A 13755-nucleotide genomic window follows, 5' to 3' on the forward strand; every position below is an offset into this window, starting at 1 on the left:
CCTGGTGGGAGCCGGATTGTTGTGACCGTTAACGACGGTCCCCTCTTGAGGGGACGCGACTTCCGAGGGGACGCGACGCCCGCCGCCGATCCCGCGCCGTCAGAAACCCGGGGCGAACTCCCCGGGCCGGACCGCGTCGGCGACGATCACGGTGACGTTGTCCCGGCCGCCGGTGCGCAGGGCCGCCTGCAGCAGGACGTCGGCGGCCTCCTTCGGGTGGGGCACCGCCGTGAGCACGCGGGCCATGTGGGCGGGGCTCAGCTCGTTGGTCAGCCCGTCGGAGCACAGCATCAGCCGGTCCCCGTGCCGGGCGGGGATCACCCACACGTCCGGCTCCCACACCTGGCCGGTCCCGAGGGCACGGGTGATCACGTTGCGGCGCGGGTGCACGAGCGCCTGGGCGGAGGTGATCTGGCCGATCGACACCAGGTACTGCACCTCGGAGTGGTCGACGGTGAGCTGCTCGATCTCGGGCGCGCCGTCGGTGCCGACCGCACCCGTGCGGTGCCCGGGCTCGAGCAGGCGGTAGGTGCGGGAGTCGCCCGTGTTGAAGACGATCCACAGCGGGCGACCGTCGATCTGCACGAGCCACACGCCCGTGATGGTGGTGCCGGCCCGCCCCTCGCACGCCTGCTGGATGTGCCGGTCCGCCTGCCACAGCACCGATCGCACACGGCGCACGGCCTCGATCGCCGCGTTGGGGACCTCGGGGTCCAGGCGGAGCTCGCGCTCCACGGTGGCCCGGAACCGGGCGATGTCCAGGGGCGGCTCGGGCTCCTCGACCTCGAAGTCGTGGAAGTCCTCGAGCGTGAACAGCGGGGACGCGCCGAGCGTGCGCACGGCGAGGGCGCTGGCGACCTCCCCCGCCTCGTGGCCGCCCATCCCGTCCGCCACGGCGCACATGCCGGCCGTCACGACGAGCGCGTCCTCGTTGGTCTCCCGGCGCAGGCCCCGGTCCGTGGTCGCACCGGCGCGGATGACGAGGGGCTCGCTCATTCGAAGTCGACCTCGAGCCCGGGACCGGCGCCCTGGGAGAGCGCGACGGGCTGGACGTCGCCGAAGCCGCGCACGTTGCGGGTGGCCTGCGGGAGCAGGATGAAGCGGTCGTCGCCCGAGAGGACCGAGGCCGTCGAGGCGTCCACCAGGACCGAGCCGGGATCCGTCAGCGCCACGAGCCGGGAGGCCAGGTTGACGGTCGGCCCGTAGATGTCGCCCAGCCGGGGGAGGACACGTCCCCACACGAACGCCACGCGGGCCTGGGGCAGCTCGGGGTCGTCCCGGATGGCGCGGGCCAGGGCCAGGGAGATCATGGCCCCGCCCTCGGGGGTCTCGGCCAGGAACATGACCTCGTCCCCGATGGTCTTGATGAGCCGCCCGCCGCCCACGGCGATCACCTCGGCGCAGCGGTGCTCGAAGCGCTGGACGAGGTTCGCCAGCGTGCGCTCGTTCATCTGCCGGGACAGGGACGTGTAGGAGACCAGGTCGGCGAAACCCACGCCACGGGCCAGCGGCAGGATCGAGGACGCCCCGTCGTCGTCGGTGGGACCGGTCCCGGTGGAGCCGTCCGGGCGCTCGACCCGCATCGCGAGCCGCTGCACCGCGGCGTTCATCTGGCGACGCCACGAGTAGACGAGGAGGTTCTCGACCGCGTCGATGAGGTCCGGGAGCAGGTGCAGCAGCTGGCGCCGGGCCGCGGCGTCGGTCATGTTCTGGTGCACGACCATGTCCTCGACGAGCGCCTCGACCTGCCACACGACCATGCGGTCGGTCATCTGCCCGATCGAGCGGACGAGGGACAGCGCGGCCTCCTCGGTCACCTTCTCCTCGAGCACCATCGTGGACAGCACCCGCAGTGCCTCCGAGTCCTGCTCCGTGAACCAGACGTCCTCGTCGGTCAGGTTCGGGAAGCCGAGGGCCCGCCACACCTTGCGCGCCGACAGCAGGGACAGCCCGCCGCGGCGGGCCGCCTCGCGGCGCCGCAGGGCCCGCGCCGAACCGAGCAGGGTCCGCTCGAGGGCCTGCACCGCGGCCTTCGACTCGTCCGATCGGTAGAGGTTCGCCTGGACGGGGTTGTGCAGGTTCAGGTTCAGCTGTTCCGTCTGGGGGCCGAGCGCCGGCTCGCCCCCGGTCTCCGAGTCCTCACTGGCCACGCGTCACTCCTGTTCCTGGTGGACGGTCCGTCGTCCGCGCGGTCGGCGCGGGGGGACGGACGGGTCCGGACGTGGCGCCACGCCCGCGTCCCGCCCCACTCTAGTGGGCGGGAACGCGGGTGCACCCCCGGCGGGTCCGGAGAATCCGGACGGGCGCTCGTCGTCGGCGGCGCGCCGGATCAGCTCCGCGAAGCGCCGGGCCTCGGGGGCGTTCTCGAGCCGCAGCCCGCCGAGGGGCCCGAAGTCCGCGACCACCCGCCCGTCGCGACGGCCGAGGGACGGGCCGCGCCCGCGGTCCACGTCGACCCGCCACAGGTGGTTCAGGGGGAGGGCCACGGTCCGGCGGCCACCGCCGGGCCGCAGGAGCACGAGGTGCCGGGTCGTGAGGACGTACCGGGTGCGCCACCAGCGCAGCAGGGGCAGCAGGCACCGGCGCAGCACGACCCAGCCGGCCACCACGAGCAGGGCCAGGTCCAGCCCGGCGTGCACGGTGAGCCACGGCTCGGCCGCGGGCCGCCAGCGCAGCTCCAGCACGCGCTGGCCCAGCGAGAGGACGAACACGGTCAGCAGCAGCACGAGGAAGGGGCGCACCAGGCGTGCGCCGTGCGCCCGCGTCGAGACGATCACCCGCTCGCCGGGCTGCAGCGCGGGCCGGCCGGGCACGCTCAGACCGTCCCCGCGGGACCGGGGCCGGGTGCCCGGCCGGGGGCGTGGCGCAGGTGGACGACGTCACCGGCCGTCACCTCGTGCTCGGCGTCCCCCCGGTCGCGCAGCAGCAGACCGCCGTGCTCGCCCAGGCCCACCGCGGTCCCGGTCAGCGGCCCGTGCCCGCCGGGGAGCTCGGCGCGCACGGGCCGGCCGAGGGTCTCCATCCGTCCGGCGACCCGCGTCCGGAGCGGCCCGCCGGCCCCCGTGGCGGCGGCCGGGTCCGCGCAGAACTGCCGGTAGACGGGGACGAAGGCCCCCAGCACGGCCACGAGCACGTCCGGCCGGGCGAGGTCGCGGCCGGTGGCGCGCCGGAGCGAGGTGGCCGTGGCCACGGGCAGCTCCTCCTGGGCGACGTTGATCCCGGTGCCCAGCACGATCGCCGGGACGGGGCCCGGAACGAGGCTCGCGAGAACGCCCGCGATCTTGCGGCCGTCCACGAGCACGTCGTTGGGCCACTTGATCCGGGCACCCGCTCCGGCCAGGTCCTCCAGGGCCTCCACGACGGCCTCGGCCATGAGCAGGGTGAGCCACGGCAGGTGCCGGTCCGCCACCGGGCGGCCGTGCCGGTCCGCCGGGCGCAGCAGGACGCTGAACGTCAGGGCGGTGCCGGGCTCGGTGGTCCAGACACGGTCGAGCCGGCCGCGCCCCGCGCTCTGGTGCCCGGTGACCACGAGGGAGAGGTCCGTCCACGGCGGGCCGCCGTCCGGCGTCCGGGCCGCCACGGCGTCGCCGAGGTGCTGGTTCGTGGAGCCCACCTCGTCCAGGACCTCGACGCGGCCGAGCCCCAGACCCTCCAGCGCGGCGCGGACGGCGGGGGCGTGCAGGTCGGCGGCACGGAGGTCGGGCACGGCGCTCCTCGGGTCGGCGGTGCGCGGCGGCGGGGCCGGGGTGCTGTCCGGCCGGGTGCCTCCCGCGTAGGGTCGGGGTCGTCACCACAGTAGTAGCCGCCCCGCCCGGGAGCCCCCTGGACGGACCGCGGCACCGATCCAGGAGTCCTCCGTGAACGCAGCAGAGCACCGCACGACCTTCGCCGTCACCTACGTCTACGGCGGCCCCGCCGACGTCCTGGCCGCCCGGCGGCCCGAGCACCGCGAGTACCTCGGCGGACTGGTGCGGCAGGGGTCGATCCTCGCGTCCGGGCCCTTCGACGACGACGGCGCCGCGGGGGCCCTGCTGATCTTCAGCGCGCAGGACGCCGCCGAGGTCGAACGGCTGACCGACGAGGACCCGCTGGTCCGCCACGGCGTGGTCACGGAGCGCACCGTGCGCCCCTGGAAGGTGGTCCTCGGCCACGTGGGCTGAGCGGGCCGGGCGCCCGGGCGGCGGTCCGGGAATTTGTAGGTGTCCTACAACGGGGAGCCCCCGGCGCGCGGACTAGAGTGATCAGGTCCCCTGCCCGTCCCGGTCCGGATCCACCGCGCCGGGCGCGTACCAGACCACGAGGTGCCATGACCCACGACCTGACGACCACCGCCGGCAAGATCGCCGACTTCCACGACCGCCGGGCCCGTTCCGAGGCCCCCGCCGGTCAGGCGGCGATCGACAAGCAGCACGGCCGGGGGAAGAACACCGCCCGCGAGCGCGTCGAGATGCTCCTGGACGAGGGGTCGTTCGTGGAGTTCGACGCCCTCGCCACGCACCGCTCGACCGCCTTCGGCATGGAGTCCAAGAAGCTGCCGGGCGACGGCGTCGTCAGCGGCTACGGAACGGTGGACGGGCGCCTGGTGGCCGTCTACTCCCAGGACTTCGCCGTCTTCGGCGGGTCGCTCTCCGAGGTCAACGGGCAGAAGATCGTGAAGGTCCAGAAGTTCGCCCTGCGCAACGGCTGCCCCGTGGTCGGGATCAACGACGGCGGCGGGGCGCGCATCCAGGAGGGCGTGGCCTCCCTGGCGATGTTCGCCGACATCTTCAACATGAACGTCCGGTCCTCCGGGGTGGTCCCGCAGATCTCGCTGATCATGGGGCCGTGCGCCGGCGGCGCGGCCTACTCCCCCGCCCTGACCGACTACATCGTGATGGTCGACAAGACCTCGCACATGTTCATCACCGGCCCGGACGTGATCAAGACGGTCACGGGGGAGTCGGTCGACATGGAGACCCTGGGCGGGGCCCGCCAGCACAACACCACCACGGGCACCGCGACGTACCTCGCCGAGGACGAGCAGGACGCGTTCGACTTCGTGCACGAGCTCCTGGAGTTCCTGCCCGCGAACAACCTGCAGGAGGCGCCCCTGCTCGACCACGACCAGGAGGACGAGGTCACGGACGAGGACGAGGCCCTCGACACCCTGGTCCCGGACTCCGCCAACCAGCCCTACGACATGCGCGCGGTCATCGAGGCCATCGTCGACGACGGCCACTTCCTGGAGATGCAGGCCCTGTACGCCCCCAACGTCATGATCGGCTACGCCCGGATCGAGGGGCACACGGTGGGCGTCGTGGCCAACCAGCCCCTGCAGTTCGCGGGCACCCTGGACATCGCCGCGTCCGAGAAGGCGGCCCGGTTCGTGCGCCACTGCGACGCGTTCAACGTCCCGATCCTCACGCTCGTCGACGTGCCGGGCTTCCTGCCCGGCACCGACCAGGAGTTCAACGGCATCATCCGCCGCGGGGCCAAGCTGCTCTACGCCTACGCCGAGGCCACCGTGCCGCTCGTGACGCTGATCACGCGCAAGGCCTACGGCGGGGCCTACATCGTGATGGGCTCCAAGAAGCTCGGTGCGGACATCAACCTCGCCTGGCCCACGGCGCAGATCGGGGTCATGGGCGCCCAGGGCGCCGTCGAGATCCTCTACCGCAGGGATCTCAAGGCCGCGGCGGACAACGACGAGGACGTCGACGCGCTGCGCACCCGGCTCGTGCAGCAGTACGAGGAGGGCCTGCTCAACCCGTACCAGGCCGCGGAGCTCGGCTACGTCGACGCGGTCATCGCCCCGTCCGAGACCCGGGTGCAGGTCCTCAAGGCCCTGCGGGCGCTGCGCGACAAGCGTGCCAGCACGCCCGCCAAGAAGCACGGGAACATCCCGCTGTGAGCGCCCGGCCCGACGGCCCCGCCCTGCGCTTCGTGGCCGGCAACCCCACCCCGGAGGAGATCGCCGCCGTCACCGCGGTGCTGCTCGCCCACCGGCGCGAGGAGCAGCCGGCGGCAGGGGCGGCGCCGGGACGGCGGGACCAGTTCCGCCGGATGCGCCTGGGGCTGCGCCTGCGCCCCGGCCGCGGAGCCTGGCGGGGGACCCAGCCCGAGCAGTGAGCCGGCCGCCGGCCACGAGTGCGTCGGGGCCCGGCGCTAGGGTGGCGGCATGAGCACCGCAGGACCCGCCCCCACGCCTCCTGCCGGGCCCGCCCCCTCGCCGGCCGCCCCGGTCCACGCTCCCGCGCCGCTGGGCACCGGTCGGCGCGCGCCCACGGACGTCGACGTCGTGGCCGAGCGCTGGTTCCGCCGGTCCATGGAGCTGGACCCCGCCCAGGCCACCGTGCACGGCCTGCCGGGTCACGAGACCGAGTACCGGGACTTCGGCCCCGAGGGGCTGGAGGCCTGGACCGACGCCGCCCGCAGGACCCTGGCGGAGCTGGCGGTCGTGAGCCCGGTGGACGACGTCGACCGGATCACCGTCCACGCGCTCGACGAACGTCTCGGGCTCGGTCTCCTGCTCCACGAGGAGGGGCTGCGCGGCTGGACCGTCAACAACATCTCCTCGCCCGTCCAGGAGATCCGGGAGGTCTTCGACCACCTCCCCCAGCACTCCGCCGAGGACTGGGCCCGCATCGCCGGGCGGCTGCGCAACGTGCCCGACGCCGTCGACTCCTGGGTCCGCGGCCTGCGCCGTGCGCGAGCCGCCGGCCGCTCGGCCTCCGTGGTGCAGCTGCGCACCGCCGCCCGGCAGTGCCGCGACTACGCCGCTCCCCGCGGGTACTTCGACCGGCTGGTGCGCAGCCCCCGGGCTCCGGAGGGCCTGCACCGCGAGCTCGCCGAGGCGGCGGGAGCCGCGCGCGGGGCCTACCAACGGCTCGCCGACGTGCTGGAGAAGGAGCTCGCCGCGGACGCGCCGCACTCCGACGCCGTGGGGCCCGCGGTCTACGGGCTGCGCCTGCAGGAGTCGCTGGGCGCGGTCCTGGACCCCGTGACCGTCTACGCGTGGGGCGTCGAGCAGCTGCGCACGGTCGTGGCGGAGCAGGAGATGCTGGCCCGGCGCATCGCCCCCGGGGCCACGGTGGCCCAGGCCATGGCGGCCCTGGACGCGGATCCCGCGCGGCAGCTGCACGGCACCGCCGCGCTGCAGGCCTGGATGCAGGAGCTCTCCGACACCGCCGTGGAGGCTCTCGCGGACACGCACTTCGAGCTGACCCCGCCCATGCGCCGGCTCGAGGCGCGGATCGCCCCCACCCACGACGGCGGGATCCGGTACTCGATGCCCAGCGCGGACTTCTCCCGGCCCGGCCGGATGTGGTGGTCCGTGCCCGAGGGCGCCTCGACCTTCACCACGTGGGAGCAGACCACCACCGTCTACCACGAGGGCGTGCCCGGTCACCACCTGCAGTTCGCCACGGCGCTGGCCAACTCGGGAGAGCTCAACACCTGGCGGCGGATGGGCCTCTGGGTGCCCGGACACGGGGAGGGCTGGGCGCTCTACGCGGAACGGCTCATGGGCGAACTGGGATTCCTGGACGATCCCGGCGACCGGATGGGCATGCTCGACGCGCAGCGGCTGCGCGCCGCCCGGGTCGTCTTCGACGTCGGCTTCCACTGCGGGTTCCGGATCCCGCCCGAACTCGGCGACGCCCTCGGCGGGGCCCGGCCCGGCCACGTGTGGACCCCGGAGGACGGGTGGCTGTTCCTGCGCGCCAACATCGTCATGCAGGACCCGATGCTGCGCTACGAGTGGTTGCGCTACATGGGCTGGCCGGGGCAGGCGCCGTCGTACAAGGTGGGCCAGGAGCTCTGGGAGCAGGCCCGCGACGCCGCCCGCGCCGCGGCGGGTCCCGGGTTCCGGGTCAAGGAGTTCCACACCCGGGCCCTGCGGATGGGCTCCGTGGGGCTCGACACCCTGCGGTACGCGCTCAGCCTGTGATCCGCCGGCCGGGGAACCTGCCCGTCCGGCGTCCCGGCGTGACCGCTCGCGGGCGCGGAGCGCGCAGCGCGGCCCCCCGACGGCGGCGGGACCGTATCCTGGGACGGTGACTCCCCGCCTCGTCCTCGCCTCCCGCTCCCCCGCCCGCACGAAGCTGCTCTCCGACGCGGGGATCGGGCACGACCGGCTGGTCTCCGCCGTGGACGAGGACGCGGTGGTCCGGGAGCACGGCACGACCGGGGCCGAGGAGACCGCCATGCTCCTGGCCCGGGCCAAGGCGGAGGCGGTGGCCGCGCTGCCCGAGGCGCAGGACGCCCTCGTGATCGGCTGCGACTCGGTCTTCGAGCTCGGCGGCGAGGTGCACGGCAAGCCCCTGGACGCCGCGACGGCGACCGCACGGATCCGCGCGATGCGCGGACGCTCCGGCGTGCTGCACACGGGCCACTGGCTCGTGGACACGCGGGACCCCGCGGCCGGCGGCACGGGCTTCAGCGGCGGCGCGCCGGCCGCCGCCGAGGTGTTCTTCGCGCAGATGTCCGACGACGAGGTCGCCGCCTACGTCGCCACCGGTGAGCCGCTGGAGGTCGCGGGGTCCTTCACGATCGACTCCCGGGGAGCGGCCTTCGTCGAGCGCGTGGAGGGGGACGTGCACGCCGTCGTCGGCCTGAGCCTGAGCACGCTGCGGACGCTGCTGGCCCGCACGGGAGTGGGGATCCACCAGCTGTGGAGCCCCCCGCAGCGGACCGCGGCCGGGCCTTTGTAGGACCCCTACAGAAACCGCGCCGCATTTCCGGACCATCGCGGGGCGGTTGGGCGAATGCTGCCGCCGGGGAATACAGTGCATCCGAGGATTTCGACAAGGAGTGACACGTGACGATCAACAGCCCCGCGGACGGCGACACCCGCCCCATCACCAAGGTGCTCGTCGCCAACCGCGGCGAGATCGCGGTGCGCGTGATCCGCGCCGCCCGGGACGAGGGCATCGCCTCGGTGGCGGTGTACGCGGAACCCGACCGCGACGCCCTGCACGTGCGCATGGCCGACGAGGCCTACTCGCTCGAGGGCTCCACGGCGGCGGACTCCTACCTCGTGGCCGAGAAGATCCTCGAGGTCGCGGCCCGCTCGGGCGCCGACGCCGTGCACCCCGGCTACGGCTTCCTCTCGGAGAACGCCGACTTCGCGGTCGCCGTGCTCGAGGCCGGCCTGACCTGGATCGGCCCGCCGCCGGCCGCCATCGCGAAGCTGGGTGACAAGGTGGCCGCCCGGCACATCGCCGAGAAGGTGAACGCGCCGCAGGTCCCCGGCACCACCGACCCCGTGTCCTCCGCCGAGGAGGTGCTCGCGTTCGCCGACGAGCACGGTCTGCCCCTGGCGATCAAGGCCGCCTTCGGCGGCGGCGGGCGCGGCATCAAGGTCGTGCGCGACCGGGAGGACATCGCCGAGCTCTACGAGTCGGCCGTGCGCGAGGCCACGGCGGCGTTCGGCCGCGGGGAGTGCTTCGTCGAGCGCTTCCTCGACGCCCCCCGGCACGTCGAGACGCAGTGCCTGGCCGACGCCCACGGCAACGTCGTGGTCGTCTCCACCCGGGACTGCTCGCTGCAGCGCCGCAACCAGAAGCTCGTGGAGGAGGCCCCCGCGCCGTTCCTGACGGACGAGCAGAACCGGCTGCTCTACGAGTCCTCGAAGGCCATCCTGCGGGAGGCCGGCTACCAGGGCGCCGGCACCTGCGAGTTCCTGGTCGGCCGGGACGGGACCGTCACCTTCCTGGAGGTCAACACCCGGCTGCAGGTCGAGCACCCCGTCTCCGAGGAGGTCACGGGCATCGACCTGGTGCGGGAGCAGTTCCGCCTGGCCCGCGGCGAGGCCCTCGGCTACGACGACCCCGAGGTCCGGGGCCACTCGATCGAGTTCCGGATCAACGGGGAGGACCCCGGGCGGCACTTCATGCCCTCCCCCGGCACGATCTCGCGCCTCGCCCTCCCGACCGGGCCGGGGGTCCGCGTGGACTCCGGCGTGGAGGCCGGCGAGACGGTGGGCGGGAGCTTCGACTCCATGCTCGCCAAGCTGATCGTCACCGGAGCGACCCGCCGGCAGGCGCTCGAGCGGTCCCGCCGCGCGCTCGAGGAGCTGCGCATCGAGGGGATGCCCACCGTGGTGCCCTTCCACCGCGCCGTGGTCCGGGACCCGGCCTTCGCCCCGGAGGAGGGCGCGCCGTTCGCGGTCCACACCCGCTGGATCGAGACCGAGTTCCACAACACCGTCCCGCCGTTCGAGGGCGTCCCCCACGCCGGCCCGGAGGCGGAGGAGCGCCAGTCGATCGTCGTCGAGGTCTCGGGCAAGCGCCTCGAGGTGGTCCTGCCCGCCTCGGCGGGAGCGGCCCGACCCAACGGCACGCCCACCAAGCCCCGCAAGGCCCGCTCCGCGCGGGGCGGCTCCGCGTCCGCGGCGAGCGGTGACAGCCTGAGCTCGCCCATGCAGGGAACCATCGTGAAGATCGCCGTCGACAACGGCGACGAGGTCGCCGAGGGGGACCTCGTGCTGGTGCTGGAGGCCATGAAGATGGAGCAGCCGCTGACCGCCCACAAGTCCGGCACGGTCTCCGGGCTGGCCGTCAGCCCCGGGGACTCCGTCTCCGCCGGCACGGTCCTGGCCACCATCTCCTGACCCGCTCCGCCCCCGGCCCCCGATGAGCCCCCGTCCGGCCGCCCGATGCCTCGTCGACCTGTCGGCCCAGGCACGGTTGCGCGGCGGTGCCCCCGCCGGGCCGCCGCGGCTGCGGATCCTCGCCTGCCCGCCCTCGGGCGCGGCGGCCGGCTACTGGCGCTTCCTCGTCCGGGCGGACGTCCACGTGCTGGGGGTGCAGTACCCCGGGCGGGAGTCCCGCTTCCGGGAGCCGGCCGCGCCGTCGCTCGGGGCGCTCGCCGCGGAGGCGGCGGCCTCCGTGGCCGCCGCACCGTGGGCCGCCTCGGACGTGCCGCTCGTGGTCCTGGGGCACAGCATGGGCGCGGCCGTCGCGGCGGAACTGGTCTCGGCGCTCGAGCACGAGCACGGCGTGCCCGTGGCCCTGCTCGCCCTCTCGGCGAAAGCGGCCCCGGCCACCGCCGAGCGGCCCGGAACCTCCCCGGCCTCCGACGACGACGCACGGCTGCGCGCCGCGCTCGACCCGGACGCCCCCGGCGCGGACGAGGCCCTCGTCCGGTGGCTGCGCGGCATCGGCGGCACCCCCGAGGCGGTCCTGGCGAACCCGGAGCTGCTCGCCCTGCTGCTGCCGGTCCTGCGGGCCGACCTGCGGCTGTCGATGTCCCACGACCGTCTGCCCGCCCCGGTCCGGTCACCCCTGCTGCTGCTGCGGGGGGCCGAGGACGCGACCGTCGACGCCGCCGCCATGGACGGGTGGCGTGCCCTGACCGCCGGGCCCGTGGAGCACCGCGAGTACCCCGGCGGCCACCACCCGCTCGCCGCCGCGCGGGACCGCCTGCTCGACGACCTCGCGGCCTGCGCCCGGCCGGCCGGGCCCCGCCGGGCCGGTCCACGGTGACGACACCGCGGCGGCCGGGCGGCGGACGGCGCGGCGCCGGGGGCGGGCCCCGGTGAACGCCGCACCCGTGTGGGGCCGGCCCGCCCCGCCGCGGCGGGCCGCCGACGTGCAGCTCGTCCACGCCCTCGTGCCCGACCTCGTGCCGTGGGCGCGCACCGTCGCGGACGAGTGGCTGGACCCGGACGAGCTCCGGCGCCGGGACGGCTTCGCGCGAGAGGCGGACCGGGAGGCATTCCTCGCCCGCCGGTGCCTGCTGCGCGCGGTCCTGTCGGAGCGGCTGGGCACGGAGCCGGCGGCGGTTCCGCTGGGACCCGCCCCCGGGGCGGCCGGGCGGCGCGGCCGCCCCGGTGTCCCCGGGCTGCACTTCTCCCTCGCCTCCAGCGGCGGGCACGTCCTGGTCGCCACCGGCCCGCGGGAGCTCGGGATCGACGTCGAGCAGGTCCCCGCGCCCGAGGCCGCCGCCCGGATGGCCCGGGTGCTGCACCCCGCGGAACGCCGCCGGATCGCGTGGACCCGGCGCTCGCGCCGGCCCGCGGTCGTCGCGCGCGTGTGGGCGCGCAAGGAGTCCCTGCTCAAGGCCGTGGGCACCGGGCTCTCCCGGGACCCGTCCCTGGACCGCGTGGGCGCCGGCCGCCGGCCGGCCGGCCCCCTGCCCGGCTGGCGGATCCTCGACCTCGCGCTCGGCCCGGCCGGGGAGGACGTCCGGGCGGCCCTGACCGTGCGCGAGCGAGGCCCGGCCCGGTATTCCACGATCTGAGACGAGTGGCCGCCATCCGGACGGGAGGCCTAGCCTGGTGGGTCTGACCACACCCGTTGCGACCACCGAGGTTCCCCCCATGCCCTCCTCCGCCACCGGGCAGGACACCGCGTCCTCCCGCGCGCTCCCCCTGACCGCCCCCGTGCCCCGCAGCCGCGTCGTCCTGGCGTCGCTCGTGGGCACCACGATCGAGTTCTACGACTTCTACGTCTACGCGACCGCCGCCGTCGCCGTCTTCCCCGCGCTGTTCTTCACCGGCCAGGACGAGACCGCCAAGCTGCTCGCCTCCATGGCCACGTTCGCCGCGGCCTTCGTCGCCCGCCCGATCGGCTCCGTGATCTTCGGTCACTTCGGCGACCGCATCGGCCGCAAGGCCACCCTCATCGGCGCCCTGCTCACGATGGGCGTCGCCACCTTCCTCATCGGCCTCCTGCCGACCTACTACTCGATCGGCATCTGGGCCCCGCTCGTCCTGACGATCCTCCGCTTCTGCCAGGGCCTCGGCCTCGGCGGCGAGTGGTCCGGGGCCGCGCTGCTGGCCACCGAGTACGCCGAGGAGGGCAAGCGGGCGCGCGCCGCCATGTGGCCGCAGCTCGGCGCCCCGTTCGGCTTCATCCTCGCCAACGGCTTCTTCCTGGTCCTGACCCTCGTGATGGGCTTCGTCTCGGTCGCCGAGCAGGGCACCGCCCACCCGTTCCTCACGTGGGGCTGGCGCATCCCGTTCCTCGCCTCCGTGGTCATGGTGGTCGTGGGCCTGTGGGTGCGGTTCAAGCTCGAGGAGACCCCCGTCTTCCAGAAGGCCCTGGACCAGGGCGAGAAGGTCCGCACCCCGCTCGTCGAGGCCTTCCGGACCTCGTGGCTGCAGATCGTCCAGGGCACGTTCATCATGCTGGCCACCTACATGCTCTTCTACCTGATGACCGCGTGGATCCTCTCCTACGGCATCGGCAGCCCCGACAACGGCGGCCTCGGCATCCCCTACCGCGACTTCCTCGTGCTGCAGCTGCTCGCCGTGCTGCTGTTCGCCGCGACGGTCCCGGTCTCCGGGTGGGTCGCCGACCGCTGGGGCCGGCGCAGCTCGCAGCTGGTCGTCACCTCGGCCATCCTGGTCTTCGGGCTGAGCTTCGGTCTCATCATGGACCCGGCGGCGGTCGGCACCGGCGAGGACGTCAGCACGGTCCGCGTCCTGTTCTTCCTCGCGGTCGGGATGACCCTGATGGGCCTGACCTTCGGCTCGATGTCCGCGATCCTGCCCGAGCTGTTCCCCACCAACGTGCGCTACACCGGCTCCGGGGTGGCGTACAACGTGGCCTCGATCCTCGGCGCGGCCATCACGCCCTACGTCGCCGTCTCCCTCAACGCCGGCTACGGCGTGGGCTCCGTGGGCCTCTACCTGACCTTCGGCGCGGTGCTGACCCTCGTGGCGCTCTGGTTCTCCCCGGAGACCAAGGACGTCGACATGGCCCACGTGGTCACCCGCCGCTGAGCCGCGGTCCGGCGGGGCCCCGGCGGGCCCGCCGGACACCGGCGAGG

At 74.6% G+C, this 13755-nt stretch carries 13 protein-coding genes; 9 read left to right on the forward strand and 4 right to left on the reverse strand.

The window, feature by feature from the left end:
- Positions 1–99: 99 nt before the first annotated feature.
- The 4 genes from ACH9EU_RS15080 to ACH9EU_RS15095 are packed head-to-tail and all read right to left on the reverse strand — an operon-like array spanning position 100 to position 3706.
- On the reverse strand, positions 100–996 hold the full coding sequence (locus ACH9EU_RS15080) for a protein phosphatase 2C domain-containing protein (protein WP_396414730.1): 897 nt from the start codon (positions 994–996) through the stop codon (positions 100–102).
- The gene (locus ACH9EU_RS15085; RefSeq protein ID WP_396414731.1) at positions 993–2150 is read right to left on the reverse strand and encodes an adenylate/guanylate cyclase domain-containing protein; all 1158 of its coding nucleotides are present in this window, start codon (positions 2148–2150) and stop codon (positions 993–995) included. The genes ACH9EU_RS15080 and ACH9EU_RS15085 overlap by 4 nt, the downstream gene beginning before the upstream one ends.
- 3 nt (positions 2151–2153) lie before the next feature.
- Positions 2154–2813: a PH domain-containing protein gene (locus ACH9EU_RS15090; RefSeq protein ID WP_396414732.1), complete on the reverse strand. Its 660-nt coding sequence runs from the start codon at positions 2811–2813 to the stop codon at positions 2154–2156.
- A 2-nt stretch (positions 2814–2815) separates the two neighbouring features.
- The gene (locus ACH9EU_RS15095; protein WP_396414733.1) at positions 2816–3706 is read right to left on the reverse strand and encodes a biotin--[acetyl-CoA-carboxylase] ligase; all 891 of its coding nucleotides are present in this window, start codon (positions 3704–3706) and stop codon (positions 2816–2818) included.
- A gap of 151 nt (positions 3707–3857) precedes the next feature.
- Here ACH9EU_RS15095 and ACH9EU_RS15100 point away from each other — a divergent pair, with 151 nt between their 5' ends.
- From ACH9EU_RS15100 to ACH9EU_RS15140, 9 genes are all read left to right on the forward strand, one after another.
- Entirely contained in the window at positions 3858–4160 is a 303-nt protein-coding gene (locus tag ACH9EU_RS15100) for a YciI family protein (RefSeq protein ID WP_396414734.1), read from the forward strand.
- Between the two features lie 146 nt (positions 4161–4306).
- Positions 4307–5890: a carboxyl transferase domain-containing protein gene (locus ACH9EU_RS15105; RefSeq protein WP_396414735.1), complete on the forward strand. Its 1584-nt coding sequence runs from the start codon at positions 4307–4309 to the stop codon at positions 5888–5890.
- Positions 5887–6108: an acyl-CoA carboxylase subunit epsilon gene (locus ACH9EU_RS15110; RefSeq protein ID WP_396414736.1), complete on the forward strand. Its 222-nt coding sequence runs from the start codon at positions 5887–5889 to the stop codon at positions 6106–6108. The genes ACH9EU_RS15105 and ACH9EU_RS15110 overlap by 4 nt, the downstream gene beginning before the upstream one ends.
- Positions 6109–6157: 49 nt before the next feature.
- The gene (locus tag ACH9EU_RS15115; RefSeq protein ID WP_396414737.1) at positions 6158–7927 is read left to right on the forward strand and encodes a DUF885 domain-containing protein; all 1770 of its coding nucleotides are present in this window, start codon (positions 6158–6160) and stop codon (positions 7925–7927) included.
- Positions 7928–8033: 106 nt separating this feature from the next.
- Entirely contained in the window at positions 8034–8690 is a 657-nt protein-coding gene (locus tag ACH9EU_RS15120) for a Maf family nucleotide pyrophosphatase (RefSeq protein WP_396414738.1), read from the forward strand.
- A gap of 107 nt (positions 8691–8797) precedes the next feature.
- Positions 8798–10591, forward strand: coding sequence for an ATP-binding protein (locus ACH9EU_RS15125; RefSeq protein WP_396414739.1), 1794 nt, complete (start codon positions 8798–8800; stop codon positions 10589–10591).
- Positions 10592–10613: 22 nt separating this feature from the next.
- The gene (locus tag ACH9EU_RS15130; protein WP_396414740.1) at positions 10614–11465 is read left to right on the forward strand and encodes an alpha/beta fold hydrolase; all 852 of its coding nucleotides are present in this window, start codon (positions 10614–10616) and stop codon (positions 11463–11465) included.
- A 52-nt stretch (positions 11466–11517) separates the two neighbouring features.
- Entirely contained in the window at positions 11518–12222 is a 705-nt protein-coding gene (locus ACH9EU_RS15135) for a 4'-phosphopantetheinyl transferase superfamily protein (RefSeq protein WP_396414741.1), read from the forward strand.
- Positions 12223–12301: 79 nt separating this feature from the next.
- Positions 12302–13708, forward strand: coding sequence for an MFS transporter (locus ACH9EU_RS15140; protein ID WP_396414742.1), 1407 nt, complete (start codon positions 12302–12304; stop codon positions 13706–13708).
- Positions 13709–13755 lie beyond the last annotated feature (47 nt).

It is taken from the genome of Kocuria rhizosphaerae (assembly GCF_044462265.1).
Classification (GTDB): Bacteria; Actinomycetota; Actinomycetes; order Actinomycetales; family Micrococcaceae; genus Kocuria; species Kocuria rhizosphaerae.